Annotated in this window: 11 protein-coding genes and 4 pseudogenes; 4 read left to right on the forward strand and 11 right to left on the reverse strand. The window is 61.5% G+C overall.

Annotation, left to right across the window (positions count from 1 at the left end):
- Positions 1-102: 102 nt before the first annotated feature.
- Positions 103-1,938, reverse strand: coding sequence for a hydantoinase B/oxoprolinase family protein (locus DWB23_RS13950; protein WP_121743428.1), 1,836 nt, complete (start codon positions 1,936-1,938; stop codon positions 103-105).
- Positions 1,935-4,034 carry a hydantoinase/oxoprolinase family protein gene (locus tag DWB23_RS13955; protein WP_121743429.1) on the reverse strand — a complete coding sequence of 700 codons (2,100 nt, stop codon included), beginning with the start codon at positions 4,032-4,034 and terminating at the stop codon, positions 1,935-1,937. Before DWB23_RS13955 ends, DWB23_RS13950 begins: the two co-directional genes overlap by 4 nt.
- Before the next feature lie 174 nt (positions 4,035-4,208).
- Here DWB23_RS13955 and DWB23_RS13960 point away from each other — a divergent pair, with 174 nt between their 5' ends.
- The gene (locus tag DWB23_RS13960) at positions 4,209-5,414 is read left to right on the forward strand and encodes an acyl-CoA dehydrogenase family protein (protein WP_121743430.1); all 1,206 of its coding nucleotides are present in this window, start codon (positions 4,209-4,211) and stop codon (positions 5,412-5,414) included.
- An 825-nt stretch (positions 5,415-6,239) separates the two neighbouring features.
- Here DWB23_RS13960 and DWB23_RS13965 read toward each other — a convergent pair.
- From DWB23_RS13965 to nikB, 7 genes and pseudogenes are all read right to left on the reverse strand, one after another.
- Positions 6,240-7,682, reverse strand: coding sequence for an acetyl-CoA hydrolase/transferase C-terminal domain-containing protein (locus DWB23_RS13965; RefSeq protein ID WP_121743431.1), 1,443 nt, complete (start codon positions 7,680-7,682; stop codon positions 6,240-6,242).
- Positions 7,679-8,245: a MaoC family dehydratase gene (locus DWB23_RS13970; RefSeq protein WP_121743432.1), complete on the reverse strand. Its 567-nt coding sequence runs from the start codon at positions 8,243-8,245 to the stop codon at positions 7,679-7,681. Before DWB23_RS13970 ends, DWB23_RS13965 begins: the two co-directional genes overlap by 4 nt.
- Positions 8,246-9,338: 1,093 nt before the next feature.
- A pseudogene (locus DWB23_RS13980) lies at positions 9,339-9,569 on the reverse strand (IS5/IS1182 family transposase); the annotation flags it as partial.
- Positions 9,570-9,710: 141 nt separating this feature from the next.
- Positions 9,711-11,258, reverse strand: coding sequence for an ABC transporter substrate-binding protein (locus tag DWB23_RS13990; RefSeq protein ID WP_121743434.1), 1,548 nt, complete (start codon positions 11,256-11,258; stop codon positions 9,711-9,713).
- Entirely contained in the window at positions 11,251-13,368 is a 2,118-nt protein-coding gene (locus tag DWB23_RS13995; RefSeq protein ID WP_121743435.1) for a dipeptide ABC transporter ATP-binding protein, read from the reverse strand. Before DWB23_RS13995 ends, DWB23_RS13990 begins: the two co-directional genes overlap by 8 nt.
- Positions 13,369-14,307 carry a nickel transporter permease gene (gene nikC / locus DWB23_RS14000; protein ID WP_121743436.1) on the reverse strand — a complete coding sequence of 313 codons (939 nt, stop codon included), beginning with the start codon at positions 14,305-14,307 and terminating at the stop codon, positions 13,369-13,371.
- On the reverse strand, positions 14,304-15,245 hold the full coding sequence (gene nikB, locus DWB23_RS14005) for a nickel ABC transporter permease (protein ID WP_121743678.1): 942 nt from the start codon (positions 15,243-15,245) through the stop codon (positions 14,304-14,306). The genes nikC and nikB overlap by 4 nt, the downstream gene beginning before the upstream one ends.
- Before the next feature lie 175 nt (positions 15,246-15,420).
- Here nikB and DWB23_RS14010 point away from each other — a divergent pair, with 175 nt between their 5' ends.
- Both DWB23_RS14010 and DWB23_RS14015 read left to right on the forward strand, forming a co-directional pair.
- A complete protein-coding gene (locus DWB23_RS14010; protein ID WP_121743437.1) occupies positions 15,421-15,837 on the forward strand; it encodes a CopG family ribbon-helix-helix protein in 417 nt (138 codons plus the stop codon).
- Positions 15,838-15,903: 66 nt separating this feature from the next.
- Positions 15,904-16,552, forward strand: a pseudogene (locus DWB23_RS14015) (IS6 family transposase); the annotation flags it as partial.
- 53 nt (positions 16,553-16,605) lie between these two features.
- Here DWB23_RS14015 and DWB23_RS14020 read toward each other — a convergent pair.
- Both DWB23_RS14020 and DWB23_RS14025 read right to left on the reverse strand, forming a co-directional pair.
- Positions 16,606-18,228, reverse strand: coding sequence for a Na+/H+ antiporter NhaC family protein (locus DWB23_RS14020; protein ID WP_121743438.1), 1,623 nt, complete (start codon positions 18,226-18,228; stop codon positions 16,606-16,608).
- 379 nt (positions 18,229-18,607) lie between these two features.
- Positions 18,608-18,825 (reverse strand): annotated as a pseudogene (locus DWB23_RS14025) (aminotransferase class III-fold pyridoxal phosphate-dependent enzyme); the annotation flags it as partial.
- A 159-nt stretch (positions 18,826-18,984) separates the two neighbouring features.
- On the opposite strand from DWB23_RS14025, the pseudogene DWB23_RS24015 reads away from it, so the two are divergent.
- Positions 18,985-19,658 (forward strand): annotated as a pseudogene (locus DWB23_RS24015) (transposase); the annotation flags it as partial.
- Positions 19,659-19,852: the final 194 nt, after the last annotated feature.

Consider the following 19,852-nt stretch of genomic DNA (forward strand, 5'->3'; position numbering starts at 1 on the left):
TTGATCGGTGCAATCGCAGGACGGCGCGACCGTATCGGAAATGCCTTACAGCGATCCGTAGGTGCTGATAGCGGCGCTCGGCAAGACTGAAAACCGAACCGACTATTCGCCGCGCAGCTCCGCCGTCGCCGCCGTATCGAGGGACCCGTCGTCGATGACGACGCCGTACTCTTCGCGGGCGTCGGTCGCCGACACTAATCCGTCCCGGTAGTCCTCGTAGACGGCGTCGGCCGGCCGCTCGTGCGGATCGCCGTAGCCGCCGCCGCTCGCGGTTTTGATGAGCACGCGGTCGTCGGCCTCGAACTTGTAGCCGGACTCCTTCGAGTGCAGATCGAGCACTTCGCCGTCGGCTTTGATATGCTTCAGGTCGCCGTGGGTCCCCTCCCCGCCGCCGAAGAGTCCGTGCGGGCGGTACGTGTTCCCGTCGCCCTCCATCGTCATCACGGCGTCCGTGAGGAACCGAGACTCCCGAACGATCCCGTGGCCGCCCCGGGTCCGACCGGCACCGTGGCCGTCCTCGCGGAGCCCGTAGCGCTCGAGACGCATCGGGTGCGAGAGTTCGATGTCCTCGACGGGACGGTTTTTCGTGTTGTGGACGAGCCCGTCTACCGCGTCGAGGCCGTCCGCGCCGGGTCGACCGCCGTAGGAGCCCTCGTTCACCTCGAGGTAGACCCAGTACTCGCCCGCGTCGTTCGTGCCGCCGTAGCTCACGAAGTACACCTGCCCGCAGGTGCCCGCACAGACCCTGTCGGGGATCGCCTCGGCGAGCGCCTCGATGATGAGGTCACTCATCTTGTCGACCTGGTTGATGCGGGCGAACGCCGACGTCGGCGGCGTCGGGTTGAACATACAGCCCGGTCGGGCCTTCGGGTGGACCGGGGCGAACGTCCCCGAGTTCTGCGGGAGGTACTCGTCGCGAACGAACGTGTCCATCAGCAGGGATCGAATCGTGAAGTAGATACAGACGTCGGTTGAGCCGTGGAACGGGATATTGTATCCCGTCGGCGTCTGGTCGGCGGACTCGCTCATGTCGACGGTGATGTCGCTGCCGTCGACGGTCACCTCCGCGGCGATCTTCAGGGGGACGTCCCGGTTGCGGCCGTCGTCGTCGAGGTAGTCCTCGGCGTAGTAGGTGCCGTCGGGAATCGTCCGGATCTCGTTGCGCAACAGCGCCTCGGCGTAGTCCATGAGCGCCTCGCCGGCGCCCTGTATCTCCTCGAGTCCGTACTTCTCGACGAGGTCGAGGTAGCGATCCTCGCCGACGTGACACGAGGAGATCTGGGCCTGCAGGTCGCCGATGACCTCCCGCGGCGTCCGGACGTTGTCCTCGATGAAGTCCCAGATGCCGTCGACCCGTTCGCCCTGTTCGTACACTTTCGTCGCCCGGAACAGACTCCCCTCGGCATACATGTCCTCGAGGTCGATGGCGAGCCCGGGCGTCGCCGAGCCGATGTCGAGGTGGTGTGCGGTGTTCGCCGCCCAGGCGATGTGTTCGCCCTCGAAAAAGATCGGCACCGCGACGGCGATGTCCGGCGAGTGGCTCGCGCCGTAGTGTGGGTGGTTGTGGATGAAGACGTCGCCCTTGTTGATCACGTCCTCGCGGTCGACGCCGCGTTCCTCGAACGTCCGGTACATGCCGTCGAGGTAGCCGATGAGCGAACCGACGTGCATCGGCGTGGAGTCGCTTTCACAGAGTTCGCGACAGTCGGTGGTGAAGATCCCCGCGCCCATGTCCTCGCTCTCGCGAATGATCGAGGAGTACGACGAGCGGATGAGTTTGTAGCCCATCTCCTGGGCGATCGTGTCGAGTTCGCCGCCGATGACCTGCATCGTCACCGGATCGATGTTTCGTTCGCGGAGGACGTCCGCCGCCGTCGTCTCCGCGCGTTCGTCGTCCGTTACCGCCGCCTGATCCGTTTCGTCGGGGTTGCTGGTCATTGGTGGTCCTCCGTCCGCAGTGTAATCGATCCGTTCTCGCCGATCGTCGCCTCCCAGCCGGGGTTGACGACGACGGTGCTGTCGAACTCGTCGATGATGGCCGGGCCGCCGATCACGTGTTCGGCCGCCAGTTTCGCGCGGTCGTATCGCGGCACGGTCATCTCTTTCGGGGTGTCCGCGGTTCCGAAGACGACCGTCGACTCCGTCGTCTGGGCCGCGGAGAGATCCCCTGTCGCCGCGATTTCGGGCGGCGCGTACGACTGGACGTCGCCGGTCGCCGTCACGCGCACGTTGAGGAGTTCGACCGGGTCGTCCTCGAAGTAGTGGCCGTACTCGGCCTCGTGTCGGGCTTCGAACCGCTCGCGAAGCCTGGCGTGCCAGTCTCCGTCCGTGCCGTCGAAGTCGATGTTCAACTCGTAGCCCTGTCCGTCGTACAGGCAGTCGACCGACGACCTGAACGCCCACCGAGACGACTCGATCTCGTCGCGCTCCAACTGCGCACGTCCGCGCGCTTCGAGCCGTTCGAACGCCTCCTCGACGAACTCGCCGCCGACCGCCTCGAGCGGACTGCTGACCGTCTGCTGGTAGTCGTACTTGACGTTCCCCGTCAGGAGCCCGCGAGCGGACGCGATCCCCGGCGACGGCGGGATCAACACCGTCGACACGCCCAGTTTCTCGGCGATGCTCGCCCCGTGCATCGGCCCGGCACCGCCGAACGCGACCATCGTGTACTCGCGCGGATCGTACCCGCGTTGGACCGTCTGCTCCCGGATCGCGCGGTACATGTTCGTGTTCGCGACCTCGAGCGTCGCGAGCGCGGCCCGTTCCGGCGTCTCGAACTGCGACTGGTCGGTGCGGTCACACAGCCGCGTCTGCAACGCCGCTCGAGAGCGCTCCGGCTCGAGGTCGAGTTCGCCGCCGAGGAAGCTGTCGGGATCGATCCGTCCGAGGACGACCTGGGCGTCGGTCGTCGTCGGCCGGTCGTTACCGCGGGCGTAACACGCCGGACCGGGGTCCGCGCCGGCGCTTTTCGGCCCGACGTTGAATCCCATCGCGTCGTCGAACCAGGCGATCGAGCCGCCGCCCGCGCCGATCGTTTCGATGTCGAGCATCGGGGTGATCGTGGGGTAGCCGCCGACGGTGCTGTCGCGCGGATCGCGCTCGAGAACGCGCCCCGGAATCACGGAGATGTCGGCGCTGGTTCCGCCCATGTCCAGCATGACCAGGTTCGGTTCGTCGACGCGTCCACCTTCGAACGCCGCCGAGAGCACCCCGGCGGCCGGCCCGGAGACGAGCGTCGTTACCGGCCGTTCGGCGACGTTTTGCACGCTCGCCATTCCGCCGTTCGACTGCATGATGAGCACCTCGGCGTCGAACCCTTCGTCGGCGAGGCCGTCGCTGAGTCGAGTGAGGTACGTCGACATCACGGGCTCCAGCCGCGCGTTGATCGCCGTCGTCGTGAACCGCTCGAACTCGCGGAACTGGGCGACGACATCGCTCGAGGTCGAGACGCTGACGTCGGGGAACGCCTCGCCGATGAGCTCTTTCGTCCGGTCTTCGTGCTCGCGGTTCAGATAGGAGTGGAGGTAACAGACGGCGATCGATTCGACGCCGTCGTCGACGAGGTCGGCGGTCGCCTCGAGTACACCGTTCTCGTCGAGGGGCGTGATAATCTCGTCGGGCGGATACACGCGCTCCGTGATCTCTTTGCGGTGTCGTCGCTCGACGACCGGGTGTTCTTGCCAGGGAATCGTCTGCTGAAGCGAGAAGCTGTGGGGCTTCCGGTGGCGTCCGATGTGAAGCACGTCTCGGAACCCCTTCGTCGTGAGGAGCCCCGTTCGCGCACCCTCGTGTTCGATGAGGGCGTTCGTCGCCACCGTCGTTCCGTGGAGAATCTGGTCGACCTCGTCAGGATCGATACCGGCGTGTCGACAGACTTCGACGATACCGGTGATCGTCGACTCCGATGGGTCCGCCGTCGACGGGGTCTTGAAGGTACGCTCCCCCTCGGGCGTGACGAGGATCACGTCGGTGTTCGTTCCACCGACGTCGACGCCGACGCGGGTCTCGCTGCCGCTGCCACTCTTGCTAGTCATGCACAACCACTACCTCTCGGGTAGAGCAGTTAACCGTTTCCCCCGACGCGCGAGCGGCCGGGAGCCGTCGCGTTCCGCCTCGAGCCGGTTCCCGTCCGGCCTCGCTGTCACTGCGACGACCGGAGAGCCCCGACGAGGCGTAGGTTTATCTGGCCGACCACGGAAGTGAGAGTGATGGCCACAGTAGGGACGGATACCGTAGCGCTGTCAGCACAGCAGCAACTCGTCAGGGAGAGCATCCGCGATATCTGTAGCGAGTTCGACGACGAGTACTGGCGGGAGAAAGACCGTGCTAACGAGTATCCGACGGAGTTCGTCACGAAACTGGGAGAACACGGCTGGCTGGGCGTGCTAATTCCCGAGGAGTACGGGGGCGCGGGAATGGGGACCGCCGAGGTCGTCGTGATGATGGAAGAACTCGCGGCGAGCGGCGGCGGGTTCGCCGCGGCACAGGCGATCCACGGCGGCATTTACAACTCCGTTCCGATCGTCCGGTACGGCAGCGAAGAGCTCAAAGAGCGGCTCCTTCCGGGCGTCGCGGACGGAGACGTGGCGATCCAGTCGCTCGGCCTCACCGAACCGAACGCGGGATCGGACTCGACGTCGATCGAAACGTTCGCCGAAAAGGACGGGGAGGAGTACGTCATAAACGGGCAGAAGATCTGGATCTCGCGGGTCGATGCGAGCGATTACCTGTTACTCGTGGCCCGGACGACGCCGAAATCGTCCGTCGACAAGCGGACGAAGGGAATCTCGATGTTCCTCGTGGACGTTCAGGAGGCCCTAGACGACGGCACGCTGACGATGAACGCGATCCCGAAATCCGCCAGTAACGCCGTCCACGCCTACGAACTCTGGTTCGACGATCTGTGCGTTCCCGCCGACAGCCTCGTCGGCGAGCGCGGGAACGGATTCTATCAGCTGTTAGACGGACTCAACGAGGAACGGCTGGTGATCGCGGCCGAGTGTCTCGGCCTCGGCGAACTGGCGATTCAGAAGGGCGTCGACTACGCGAACGAGCGCACGGTGTTCGATCGACCTATCGGGAAGAACCAGGCCATCCAGCACCCGTTAGCGAAGGCGTACGCCGAAGTACAGGCCGCAAAACAACTGACCTACAACGCCGCGAACGTCGTCGACGAGGAGACGGGAACGGCCGTCGGCGCACAGGCGAACATGGCGAAGTATCTGGCCGCCGAAGCCGCCTTTGCCGCCGCCGATGCCGCCGTCCAGACCCACGGCGGCTTCGGCGTCGCACGGGAGTACGACGTCGAGCGCTACTTCAGGGAGGCGCGACTCACCCGACTCGTTCCGATCACGCAGGAACTCGCGCTCAACTACGTTGGGGAGAACGTCCTGGGACTGCCGCGGTCTTACTGACCGAGAACCCTCCGTGACGGAGCGCCCGGATACTCGACCGTGTCGTCGTTATCGCGACCGGGAGCAGACGGTCGCTTCCGGATGGTTTAGTATAAAAGGTGCGCCATTGCCGAACGCCGCGTATCTCGGCGGCGCTACTGACCTTTCGTTCGTTCGAAACGGAGCGGAACCGGCTTATCCTCAGCGATCTCGAGATCGGCTGAGGCAATCTCTTGACAAACGGATCGTTCTACGCGTATAACGTGGTACTGTTCCAAAAACACCAGTCGGACCTCCACCGACCGACCCGCCGCTCGTATATAACGTGCGACGCTGCTGAACGGCCCAGTCGCGTTCGCGTCCTCGGAAATCCGATACAGGACCTCACAGCGTGCCTCGAGGAGTGAGCGTGGGGATGCTGACGGTTTGCCGCGAGGGGACCGTTCCCACCGTCCTTTACATGTGTATGTACGTAAATCGAATTCGAGAGAAACGGGGGTGGACAGGATCAATCGACAGCAGCGGCGTTCGGGCCGTAATTCCGGTGCAATCGCGCGTGTGTACTCTCGCGGTGCGGAGCGAAGCGATACGGAGTGAACTCCGCGCCGAACACCGGTCTGAACGCCGGACTCTCCGCATCGATATATAACGTGCGTCGATGCCGAACGCTCGACCCGGCGATTATCCAGTCTCTTCTCCCCGTTCGTTCTCGACTGCGGTTGCTCGGAACGACCGTCCCGTCCGGAGACGTGCGCGAATCGACTTCTCGAGCCCGTGAGTACGGGTGATCGCGGTCGGAATGTCCGCTGATCGTCGTCGATACGGCCAGTGGCGACTTACGGCGGCTCAGGACTGCCAGGAAAACGCCGACTCGAGGTGGTGTGGGATGTGGCCGCCGGCCGCTTCGCCGCGAGCGACGTACGCCTCGAGGTCGTCGACGAACTGCGGGTGACTACACCGTTCGATAAGTAATCGGCTGCGCTCGCGAGGGGAACGCCCCCGGAGATCGGCGACGCCCTGTTCGGTGATCACGACCGAGACGTCGTGTTCCGTGTGATCGACGTGCGGACACATCGGAACGAGACACGACGTCTCCGCGCCGCGTCTCGAGGGGAGTGTCGTAACGGAGAGGGCAGCGTTCCGGTTGAAATCGCCGCTCCCGCCGACGCCGTTTAGCACGCGCGAGCCGCCGACGTGCGTCGAGTTCGCGTGGCCGTAGAGATCGACTTCGACGGCGCTGTTGATCCCGACGACACCGAATCGATCGATCAGCGCGGGGCTGTTAGAGAGGTCCGCCGGTCGAAGGACGACCGACTCGCTGTACTGGTCGATGTCGCGAAACAGTCGCTGCTGGCCGTCCGAGGAGAGCGCGAAGGCCGTCGCGCTGGCACCCGAAAGCGTCCCGTTTTCGATCATCTCGAGTAACCCGTCCTGAAACACCTCCCCGTAGTAGAACACGTCGCGGTCGCCGAAGTCGATCGACGAGAGCGCCCCCATGAGCGCGTTTCCGAGGCTGCCGACGCCGAACTGGAGTGCGATGCGATCGTCGAATATCGAACAGCGATCCAGTTCGGACTCGAGAAACGTTGCGAGGTTCGAGGCGATCTCTCGATCGGTCGCCGACGGCTCGCGGAAGCTGTACGGATCGTCGGCCGTCTCGGTTTCGACGACCGCGAGGAGAGTCGCCGGCTCGAACTCGATTCGTGCCTCGCCGATACGCTCCGCCGGGTGCTCGAGCGGGACCGGACTTCGATTCGGCGGCAAGGCCCGCTCGTAGACGTCGTGAAACAGACCGACCTCGCGCGGAATCGAGTCGTTCACCTCGACGAGTAGCGTCTCCGCGGCCCTGACGTACGCCGCGGTGTGTCCGATCGAGAGCGAGGGAACGAACCAGCCGTCGCCGGCCGCCACCGCCTCGACGATCGCAACGTCGGGCGTCGGAACGTGTCCGAGCGTGACCTCGTCGCCCAGTTTCGAGATGAACCGATCCTGGTACGCGATCGTTTCGTCGTTGACCGCTTCTCGCGCCGCGGCTCTCGCCTGATAGGGATAGCGACGCGCGATCGCACCCGCCTCGACGAGCGCCGTATCGATCTCCTTCCCGACGCTTCCCCCGCTGATGATCGTCAGCGCGAGCTCCCGGTCGTCGTCGGCGAGCGCGAGCGGGAGCGCTTTCGGGTACCCGACCCCGCCGAACCCGCTTACGGCGACGACCGCATCGGTGTCGACGTGGGCCGCAGCCGTCGCGGCGTCGACCGGTTCGATCGATCCCTCGAGTCGTCCGCTCATGACCCGTTCTCCGGTTGCGTTCCGATCCCCTCCGGCCAGCCGGGCGGCTTGGCCGCGCTGGGCCGTGCGTACTCGCGTTTGAGAACCATCGGCGTCCGCTCGAGGGAGATCACGAGGTCGTTGTCCTGATTGTAGCCGCGCAGTTCGGTCGTCACGATCCCGACGTGATCTCGAGAGTCGCTCTCTCGCTTGTCGATCACTTCGCTTTCGGCGAAGAGCGTGTCGCCGTGATACACGGGTCCGTGGTGGCGGATATCGTCGTATCCGAGGTTGGCCGTGGCGTTTACCGACACGTCGATGACGCTCATTCCGACGACGAGCGCGATGACGAACGTGCCGTCGACGAGTCGCTCGCCGAACTCGGTCTCGGCGGCGTACGCTTCGTTGAAGTGCATCGGGTTGAGGTTCATCGTCACATTTGTCAGCCAGACGTTGTCCGTTTCGGTGACGGTGCGGCCGAACGGGTGTTTGTAGATGTCGCCGACGCTGAAATCCTCGTAGTATCGGCCGTGCCATCCCTCGACAATGCGTTTCTCTCCGTCTGTCGGGTCGTCTGTTGTCATGGGGTCCTCTCGAGACGCGGTGTGACGGCCTCCGATGGCCGCCGCGGCAGGGTTGTCGGTAGCCTGACGCCGATCCGCGGAAGTACCATCCGTACTCCTCGAATCGCTATAGCTGTTATCGCTACGAACTGGAACGTCGCTTCTCGTCGGCCGATGCCGGACCGAAACGAAGAAGTCTAACTGAGACCACAACTCCGACAAAAATGATAAAATATAGGCATCTTCTTCGAAAGCAAAAGTTGAGGCCTGCCCTCTCAACGCGTACGATGTGAACGATTTCGTAGTTCCTTTAGAAGGGTTGTGGTTTGATCAACTGCTCAGTAGATGTGCGTATTGAATAATTGGATCTGTTGAGACACTCTTCTTTAGATACTTCTCCTCGTGAAGCTACTGCACACTACACCTGCTTATTTACTGGTCCATACCTGATAGCATTTGGACAGGGTAAATCCTCATCCCGCTAACACTGACACTTTGTACTGAATGTTTGCGTTTGGTCAAGAAGAATGGGGTCTCCGTCACTCCGCTATTGTGAGGTGCCCAGATTCGATGGTGTTCAGCCACCACACGCTGCCTGAGTCCGAATAGATTCACTCGTGACCGTTCCGTCAAGGGAAATCGTTACGGTCGTCCAGTGGTCGTTACAGGTGTCGTAATTCCCGACCTTCCTGACGTGTTCTGTTCCAGTATCTGACAAGGTGGCCGTCACCCTGTACTCGGCTGGCCCTCGAAGTTCACCGTTAATGGACTCTCCGCCGCCAAGGGAGTACGACCGATCCAAGAGGGTTTCGTCAGTTTCGGTGTCGGTGACACGAAGGGTTATTGTCCGCGAACGATCACTATCGTTTTGGATGGTCAGCTCGTGAGGGTTGACCTTACCGGTCGTATCGCCAACGCTGAACGCTCCGTCGGACGTCTCTGTGTTCGTGTCATCCGTCGCGTTCGTGTCCGGATCCTCGGCTTCGTTCGCCGACAGACATCCGGCGACTGGGATGCTCGCGCCGAGTGCCGCAATATATTTTCGCCGTCTCATAATAGCATCTACTCTTTCGACACTTAAGAATACTAATCAAGATATCATCTTTATTTTACCCAAGCGGAGTTCCTCCGGAGAGTGCTTCGAGGCGTGACTGCGGTCGAAGCCCGAGGCGTCAATCCTCGCAACACCATTTGTTGGGAGCGGTGAAACAGAGAGGTTGAGAAGTACTCACCAGACGGCCATATCGAGTCTATCGAACGCTTTGCACAGCGTTAACGGGGCAGGAAGTTCAGTGAGGTTGATCGCGTTCCGAATACGGGGCATTTCAATGAGTTTATCGAGGAGTACGACAACCACGCCTCGCGTTGGTCCTCGCGGTGAATGCCTGAAATGCCGTCGTCATCGTACTCCCCAGCACGACCGTTCCAGTACTGTTTGACTCGATCTTTGCTCTCCGATCCGGTATCATTTGTAACAATCATCTTACTATCCTTTGACCTCGATATTTTCGAGCCCGTACGTCGTCTCGGTAGGATGTGGCTCGTACCCGTGAACGGCTGCTGCTGTCGCGATGACGTTCGTGTAGTTCGTCAGCACAGCAATCGGCGCTTCGTCGAGCACGATCGTTTGTACGTCGTGATACCGAGTCCGACGTTCCTCGAGATCCTCGAGACGCCGAGCTTCGTCTAGCAACGTATCGACCTCCTCGTGTTCCCACCCGTGGTAGAGGCCACCCTCGGAGTGAAACATGTCGGCGAGTCTGTCGGGATCGGGGTAGATGAGCGTTCCCCAGGAGGTGAGATACATATCGAACGACTTCTGGGACACGCGATCGATCATCGCGCCGTACTCCACGACCGTGAGGTCGAACTCGATACCGACCTCGGCGAGTTGGTTCTGAATAACTTCGCCGATCACCGGTAGCTCTCTCGAGTTGTACATGTAGCAGTCGATCGATAGTTCCGACCCGTCGTTCGTACGAACGCCGTCCGACTCGGTGGTCCAGCCAGCGTCCGACAGCAGTTCGCGAGCGCGATCGGGATCGTAGTGTGTGGATCCGATGCTCGGGTCCGCCCAGTCGCCCATCTCGGACGAAATCGGACCGATTGCCGGACTATCGACTCCTTCGAGCACGGACTCGGTGATACTCTCGCGGTCGATCGCACGGCTCACGGCGTTTCGAACCCGCTCGTCGTCGAACGGCGCGGAGCGCGTATCGAACGTTACGAATCGGATTCTCGGAATTGCAGGCGTGTAGACGTCGACTCCGTCCGTTTCCTCAAGGGCGGCAACGAACCCCTGTGGGAGCTCCCGGGCCATTTCGAGTTCGCCGTTCTCGAGTTTCAGTCGGCGGGTCTGGTCGTCTTCGACGACTTCGTAGCGAACGGATTCTATCGTCGGCGTCTCGCCGTAGTAGTCGTCGTTCCGGATCGCTCGAAGCTCCGAGCCTGGATCGAACGATTCGAAGACGAACGGTCCGGTGCTTATCGGTTCGGTAACGCCATCGTCTTCGATCGCCTCGGGACTAATGATCGTGGCTTCAGGACGCGAGAGGTGAGCCGGAAGCGGCGCAAACGCGGTCTCAGTCTCGACGACGATCGTCGACTGGTCGGTCGCGTCGACAGCTTCGATCGGCACGTCAGCGAACGCACTCGAGGAGACGGTTCGCTCGAGGGACGTGACCGTGGCGTCCGCGGTGAGTTCGGTGTCGTCGTGGAAGACGACGCCGTCCCGAAGCGCGAACTCCCAACTGACGTCATCGACGCGCTCCCAGTCCGTCGCAAGCGCCGGTTCGGGCTCGGCGTCGTCGGAGACACCGACGAGCGCTTCGATGATCCCGAGACGCTGGAGTATGCCGCCGCCGTGTGCGGAGCCACCGTCAAGCGGGTCTCTGGTCGCATCCCACGGCGCGCCGATCCGGAAGCTATCCTGGTCGGCACTTCCCAGGCAGCCGGCGATGGCCAGCGTCCCGATTCCGAGGGTCGTTTTCAGTGCGGTGCGTCGATCGATCGGTGGTGTTAGCCTGTCAGTCATCGATTTCGTGTCGGGTCGCTGTCTCGGAACACTCGGTCGCGTAGTGGCATCGCGATCGCGCGTCGGCGACGGTGGTCCACGTCGGTTCGTTCGTCTCGCAGTCCTCAGCAGCCATCGGACACCGAGGGCGAAACGCACAGCCCGCGGGTTGATCAACCGGTCGCGGCGGCTCGCTCGCCGCTGGTCCACTGTCGGCCCCACGACTACGGCCGTCGTTCGGATCGCGCGTCGGAGCCGACTCGAGCAAGGTCGCCGTATAGGGGTGGGCTGGCCGCGAGAGAACTCGTTTCGCCGGCCCGACCTCGACGAGTTCACCGACGTACATCGTTGCAACCCGATCGGCGACGTGGCGAACGACATCCAGATCGTGGGACACGAACAGGTACGCAACGTCGAGTTCGGTCTGCAGTCGCGCAAGCAGGTTCAGAACCGTCGCCTGCACCGAGACGTCCAATCCAGCCGTCGGTTCGTCGAGCAAAAGCACCGATGGCTCGAGCGCGAGCGCACGGGCGATCGCCACTCGCTGGAGTTGCCCGCCCGAGAGTTGGCGCGGGAACCGATCGACGTACTCGAGCGGCAGGTCGACGAGCGAGAGCAACGCTTCGACCCGCGATTCCGACCATCCGGCTTCGAGTAACGGCTCGGCGAGCGACTCCTGAACGGTACGATGCGGATTCAAGCTCGTTTCCGGATGCTGGAACACGACGCCGACGTTTTCGAGTTGGTCGGCCCGTCTCGAGTCGACGGTCTCGACCGTCTCTCCCTCGAGTCGGATGGTCCCGCTCGTCGGCACCTCGAGCCCGGCGATCAGTCGGACGAGCGTCGATTTGCCACAGCCGCTCTCACCGACGAGCCCGAGCGTTTCACCGCGTCGAAGCGTTAGCGAGACGTCTGAAACCGCTGTGAGTCGATCCGTCGAGCCGAGCACTCGGTCGAACAGCCCATCGCCGGTTCGGAACGTCTTCGTTATGCCCTCGAGTTCGATCACCGAGCTATCGTTCGCAACCGAATCGCGGCTGTCGGACCGCTGACCGCGCTTTTCAGCCGACGCGGCAGCCGAACTTTCGCCACTCGTCTTCGTCCACGTCGTCTCGAGATCGCTCTCGCGGGCGTCCGGAACGCCACACCGTACTCGCTGTCCGCCCTCGAGTTCGATCACCGGTTGGTCGGCCACCCGACACTCCTCACGGGCGAACGGACATCGGTCGGCGAAGACGCAGCCGGTCGGCGGCAACGTTCCTTCGGGCGGACTCCCGTCGATCGTCGGCAACGTCTCTCCCGGATCCGATCGGCCGGGAACGCAGCCGAGCAGCGCTTTGGTGTACGGATGAGCGGGACTCGAGCGCAGTCGCTCCGTCGGTCCGCTTTCGACGATCTTCCCGTCGTACATGACGAGAATTCGATCGCACAACTGTGATACGACGCTGAGATCGTGACTGATGAATAGAACGCTCGTTCCATACTCTGCATTGACCGTCTCGAGGCGGTCGAGTATCGCGGCTTGTGTCGTCGTATCGAGCGACGTCGTCGGTTCGTCGGCGACCAGCAGCGAAGGCTGTTGAGCGAGCGCGATTGCCAGCATCGCTCGCTGGCGCATGCCGCCGGAGAACTGGTGAGGGTAGGCGTCGATCCGGTCTTCGGGACGGGGAATACCGACTTCGGACAGTAATTCGAGGACGCGATCTCGCGTGCTTCGAGAGTCGAGTTTCGGAAGCGAACCGGCGAGAAGTCCCCGCACAAACGGCTGGGTACCCGGATTGCGGTGAACACGAAGCGCCTCCGCGATCTGTTCGCCGACCGTATACACCGGGTTGAGCGAGGTTTCGGGGTTCTGGAAGACGATCGAGAGCTCTTGCCCTCGGAGCCGTCGCACCGTCGACTCGTCGACAGTCGTCAGGTCCGTCCCGTCGAACCGGACGCTCCCTCGAGTGATCTCACCCGGGTCCTCGAGTCGAAGGATCGAGCGTGCGGTGACGGATTTGCCACAGCCGCTCTCGCCGACCAGTCCGACGACTTCGCCGGAATCGATGGTAAATGACGCACCGTTGACCGCGTGAACGGGGCCGTTTCGGGTTCGAAACCGAACGTGGAGTTCGTCCACTGCGAGCATCTAGAATTCCCTCCGCTCGCGTTCCTCGAGGTGGTCGGGATCGAGCGCGTCTCGCAGCCCGTCCCCGAGGACGTTGAATCCGATAACCGTCGCCATGATGGTGACGCCGGGCGCGGTGACGAGCCACGGGGCCGACCGGAGATAGATTCGGCTGTCAGCGATCATCGTTCCCCACTCGGGGGTCGGCGGCTGTGCACCGAGTCCCAGATACGACAGCCCGGCGGCGGTGAGGATGATCGTTCCCAGATTCATCGTTGCTAACACGAGCACCGGATGAACGACCTTCGGCAACAGGTGTCGTCGAGCGATACGCCGTCGCGGCGTTCCGTACAGCCGGGCGGATTCGACGTACCGACTGTTCTTCGTCGCGAGTACGTTCCCTCGCACGACCCGTGCGTAGGACGCCCAGCCGACGACCGAGAGGGCCATCACGACGTTGGTCAGGCTCGGTCCGAGTACGCCGGTAATGACGAGCGCCAGCACGAGCCCCGGAAACGCGAGTTGAACGTCGACCAGCCGCATCAAGACGGTGTCGACAAGTCCGCCACTGTACCCGGAAATCAGCCCGATCACCGTTCCGACAGTCACCCTGATGGTCGTCGCAGCGACCGCTAATGCGAGCGATATCCGGGTTCCGTAGACGATTCGCGTCGCCACGTCCCGTCCGAGACCGTCGGTCCCCAGCGGATGGGCGAGCGAAGGGGCCTCGAGGCGTGCCTCGAGCGTTTGAGCGGCCGGGTCGTACGGGGTAATGAGCGGCCCGAAGACGGCGACAGCTGCGAGAAGACAGACGAGACCGCCGCTGAGACGGATCCCGAAGTTCGCTCGAGTCGAGAGTACACGCTGGGAGCGGAGACGCTCGCGGATCCACTCACGAACGCGAGTCGGATGAACCACTTGCCAGCGAGGGGAGGAGACGGGTTTCTGTCGTTCGCTCATCGTCGGTCACCCCGTTCGATCCGCGGATCGAGTGCGACGTATGCGAGATCGACTAACTGGTTCGTGACGACGAACGCTACCGCCGTCAGCAGGACGACGCCCTGAACCACAGGGTAATCGCGTGCGAAGATAGCGTCGACGAGTAACGTCCCGAGTCCCGGCCGCTGGAAGACGGCCTCGACGACTACCGCTCCGTTGAGAACGAACCCGAACTGAAGCCCGACGATCGTCACGACGGGAATGAGTGCGTTACGCAAGGCGTGCTTGTAGACCACGAGCCGCTCGCGAACGCCTTTCGAGCGTGCCGTGTCTACGTAGTTCTCGTTGAGTACCTCGAGCATCGCTGTTCGAACGAGTCGGGTGACGATCGCGGCGAGGCCGGTTCCAAGGGTTATCGCTGGCAAGACGAGATGAGAAATCGTGCCCGATCCGGAGGTTGGTGTGAGACCGAGGTGAAGCGAAACCGCGAGAATCAGCAGGTATCCCAACCAAAAATTCGGCATCGAAACACCGACGAGCGCACCGATCTGGCTGGTCCTGTCGATCCATGTGTTCCGGTGGACGGCACTTGTGACTCCAATAGGGACAGCAAGCACCAGTGAGACGAATATCGCAGCGATCGCTAACTCTACGGTGTGCGGGAACTGAGCGACTAACAGCGCCGATACGTTCTCCGAATGAGCGTACGAGGTTCCCAGGTTTCCCTGCAATACGTCAGTAATCCACGCGATATACTGCACCAGAAATGGCTCATCGAGTCCGTGCTCGGCTCGAAATGCTGCCGCTTCGGCTTCTGACGGTGGAGTCCCGCGTTGTGCGTGTAGTATCGTATGTGCTGGATCTCCCGGTGTGAGAAATATCAGTCCGTACGTGATCACGGAGACGCTCGTTACGACGAACGCTGTCGATCCGAGACGCCGCAAGAGGGTAATCAACACCGTCATTTTGAAAGCCAAACGCGAATCCTATACATCGCACTAGGTTCTGGAATTCGCTCGAGTAATAATACTTCTCATTATAATCGTAATACTGGCTACGGACGATCGGTTTCGTATTTCGTCGTCCGGGCGGGTGTCCGTCAAGACTTAACTGTTCGCTAAAGAAATTCCCTTCATGACCCAAGATGTTGAGCGCATGAGCGTCACCCTTCCACCAAGTCTTCTCGCCGAATTTGACGACGTTGTAGAGATGGGTCAGTACGATAGTCGATCCGAAGCAACCAGGGACGCACTTCGCGCATTTGTTACGGAATTCACTCAACAAACCGGATTATCAGGAACGCTGAGCGGATCCATTGTCGTCCTTTACGAGCATGATCACAGTGGCGTAAGCGATGAAATGACCGAATTACAGCACGATTTCACTGAGACGATTATTGCAGTACATCACGTTCACCTCAGTGACCACCTCTGCTTGGAGTCGATAGCCATTGACGGTACTGGTGAACGAATCGAGCAGTTGTTATCTCGCATCCGTCCGTTAAAAGGCGTTCATCAAGTCAAACTCGCTGTAGTCGATGCGGAGCATTGATAGATCGGGCACTGTCTAGTTGAGCCAGTTTGAGAAGTGAGCAGGTCGTTGAGTAAATTGGTTAGAATGCTCGCAGACCTGCTCAGCGAGAGCTACGAGGAGGATTTAGAAGAATCTTGGGAGAACGAGTGGACGGCGATTGCGTCAGGGCATTCGCCGTCCGCCTCCATCAGACCGGTTATTCGCTTCGGGAAACAACAACAATTCTCGCTGAATTAGGCGTTGAACGCTCTCACGGGGCGATTTGGAACTGGGTACATCGGCTGGCTGACAGCGGACACGACCCGCCGACGGCGTCGCCGTCGATGAGACTGCTATCAAGATTAACGGAGAGTGGTCTTGGCTGTATGCTGCAATAATCCTTGAGACAAAGCTGATTCTCGACGTCGCGTTATTTGGTCGGCGTGACACTGATCCTGCGGCTGCATTTCTGCATGGACTTTGCGAGAAACACGATCTCTCAGACGCTGTATTTCTCGTCGATCAGTTCGGCTACTGGACTGCCCTCGCTCGTTTAGGGCTGAGCGATCGGGTCAACTATACCGAGCGAAACCTCATCGAAAAGTGGTTTCATACCCTCCAGATGCGTGTCGACCGCTTCCATAACTCGTGGGTTGGCAGTCGGGCGAGCGTCCGCGAGTGGCTTGAACAGCCCATGCATTACTACAACCAACCGCATCAAACGCTCGACGGAAATACTCCAGCCGAGGATGTGCTACACAAGATCGAGGTTCGAAAGAATCCGCACCGCCGAAGCCGACGAGCCGTTCAGTCGTCGTCGGAGACGGATCCGCTCCCGACCCGAACCGTGCGGGTCGCCTCCACGCCCTTCCGGTTCGCGTCGAACTCGGACAACACGTACACCAGACCAACGAGGGTCACCACGCCGATTGGGAGCAGCACCAGCGGCGTGATCCGGGTGGCGCCCCACACGATCAGCAGCACCGCGGCCACGATCATCACCGTCGTGGCGTAGTACATCTGGGTGCGGACGTGGTCGATATGGTCGGCGCCGGTGAACGTCGACGAGAGGATCGTCGTGTCGGAGATGGGTGAGCAGTGGTCCCCGAAGATGGCACCGCTGAACACGGTCCCGATCGCGACGGGGAGTAGCTCCGGCGTGGCGCCGCCGACGCTCCACGCCAGCGGGATCGCGATCGGCGTGACGATCGCCATCGTTCCCCAGGACGTGCCCGTCGAGAACGCGATGAACGCGGACGCAATCAGCACGACGACCGGGAGCGTCGTCGGCGTCACGAAGTTCTCCGCGATGTTCGTGACGTAGACGCCCGTGCCGAGCGCGGTGGTGACGGTTCCGATCGTCCAGGCCATCACGAGGATCGTGAGCGCGGTCAGCATCATTCCGAAGCCGTCGATCACGGTCTCCATCGCCTCGTCAAGGCTGGCGAGACCGCTCCCAACGCCCATTGCGAACGCGACGCCGACCATCGTGAATGTTCCCCACAGGAGCGCGTCGACGAACGCGGCGTTACCGGCAATCTCGAACGGCCCGGCACCGGGGTCCGAGGCTCCAAGTCCGGTGTAGGCGGCGCCGCCGACCACGACCGCCATCAGCGCGAGGGTCGGGACGGCGAAGTATCGGAGCTTCGGCGAGTCGGTGAGCACTGCTCCGAGGCTGTCTTCGGCGCTTTGCATCGGAATGGCCTCGTCTCGCAGGACTTTTCCCTCCGTCGCCGACCGATGCTCGGCGTCGAGCATCTCGCCGAAGTCACGGCCGGTGAAGACGATGATCCCGACCATCGCGACCGCGAACAGGCAGTACATGTTGAACGGGATGCTCTGTAAGAACAGCGCGAATGCGCCGGGAACCTCGCCGGCCTCAACGGAGACGTCCGCGGCGCTGTACCCCTCTTCGATCATGCTCAACTGGTAGGCGACCCAACTCGAGACGCCAAACGTCGCGACGGGCGCGGCCGTCGAGTCGATCATATACGCGAGTTTCTCGCGGGAGACCCGCACCTCGTCGGAGATCTCGCGCATCGTGGTTCCGACGATCGCGGTGTTCGAGTAGTCGTCGAAGAACCACAGCATGCCGAAAATCCACGTCGCCCCGCCGACCTTCCGTGGAGTGTCGAGATAGGCGGTCACCGAGTTGGCGATGGCGTTCGCCCCGCCGAGCCGCCAGATAAGCGCGACCCCCGCCCCGAGGAACAACACGATCAGCATGATCTTCGCGTTGAACGTGCTCTCGCCGATCGAGGAGACGAGCCAGTCCAGCGTCTGCGCCACGCCGTGGCTCGTCGTGTAGATCACGCCACCGGACCAGATTCCAAGGAACAGCGAGAGAACTGGTTTCCGCGTCACGATCGCGAGGACGATCGCCAGAAGCGGCGGAACGAGCGAGATGGCACCGACCGTCTCGCCCGTCATGCGACTCCCCTCAAGCGATCCCCGACGGATGATCGAGACCCTCGTCGCACACGTTCCCGGGTGTCGACACAGGTTTTCGTCGACTTCGTCGGATCGATGCGGCGGTTACGAGCTCTCGTCGAGAGAACCATGTTACAGTGACACACATTATCTCGGAATATATAAATATATGGCTCTAACTTTATCAGAATCCTGTTTAAGTCCCTAGTCGGTGAACGAATACGCTGGGGTTGAAGGAGGCCGTCTTTCAACATGTGTCCAAGAACACGAGGCTCTGACTGGTCCCTTGCAAGAATCCGAAGGAGTGGGCAAACAGCCGGTATAGATGTCTATTCGGATCGTTCACCCGACCCCAGAGACATCAACCCATGTACATGATGGCCGCGCAGGAGACAGGGTGGCCCGCGTAGGTGTGACTGTGACAGAACAACAGAACATCTCGTCCTCGAAGCGGGCGGTGATCTCTAGGGTGACGATCGTCGCTCCAAGCGGTGCGTACGCGCCCAAGACTCCCTTTGCCATCGTCATGATGTCGGGCGTGACGTCGAAAACGTCGCAGCCGAACCACTCGCCGGTACGGCCGAAGCCGGGCGTAACGAATAGTTTCGCGGTCGTCAGTCTGACAGCCCTGTCCTCGTCGTCAAGAACGCCGAAAGCGGGCCGATGAGTTCTTCGACGGAACGTGGCCGCTCTGCGGGATGTCCCGGACCGCCCGCAGCGCACGCTTGCGAGTCTCAGTCTCAGCCGCGCCGAGCCGGTCGAGACACGCCACTCATCTTGGCTGTCGAACCAGTCCGAGAGAGTTCAGCGTGGGACGAGAACCCACCCAATCAGATTCATCGTGTCGTTCGACGGCTGGTGAGGCGAGCGAAAGAACACGTACCAATCGAGACGGTGCTTTGTGATCGAGAGTTCGATTCTCAGCGGGTATTCCAGACCCTTTCGAACCTCGGCGTGAACTACCTCATCCCGAAGCGGGTCAACAGCACTGAACGGGATATTATCGAGACGATGGAGGGTGATGGACGAGCTGTTGCGGTGAAATCGGCTTCTATTCACGTTGAGACGGGAAGCCACTCAATGCGGTTCTTGTACGTGCCGTCGACGAAAGGCGATGGAACGGCTGTATTCGCAACAAATCTCAGATCGAACCCAACGAGGTCGAGGCATTCTGCCGACGCTACAGCCGCCGCTGGCAGATCGAAAACGAGTACAACTCCATCAAGAACGATTTCCTTGCGAAGACCTCTTCGAAGGATTACCGTGTAAGGTTGTTCTACTTCGTGTTCGCCGTGCTGCTATACAATATCTGGCGGCTGACCGACTTTCTACTGAAGGCCGCCGTCAACGGCGAGATGGATTACGCTCCAGTCCTGACCGCAGGTAAGTGCGTCGAGATAGTTGTCTCGGCGTTGATTCCACCCGACTGACCGACTGCTCCCCTACTGACTCCACCGCTTAGGAGTGGTAACGCTGTTCAGCACCCCAGAATCCGAACAATTTCTCACACTCGCCCGATAGTTATGCACGAGAGCGTTGGAAGTCGATTTTTGACCGGTGAAAAGCATCACGAGTCAACGGATATTTAACCCAAAACTACCCCATCCTCCGAAACTGTGGGGAG

It is taken from the genome of Natronorubrum halophilum (genome assembly GCF_003670115.1).
GTDB lineage: Archaea > Halobacteriota > Halobacteria > Halobacteriales > Natrialbaceae > Natronorubrum > Natronorubrum halophilum.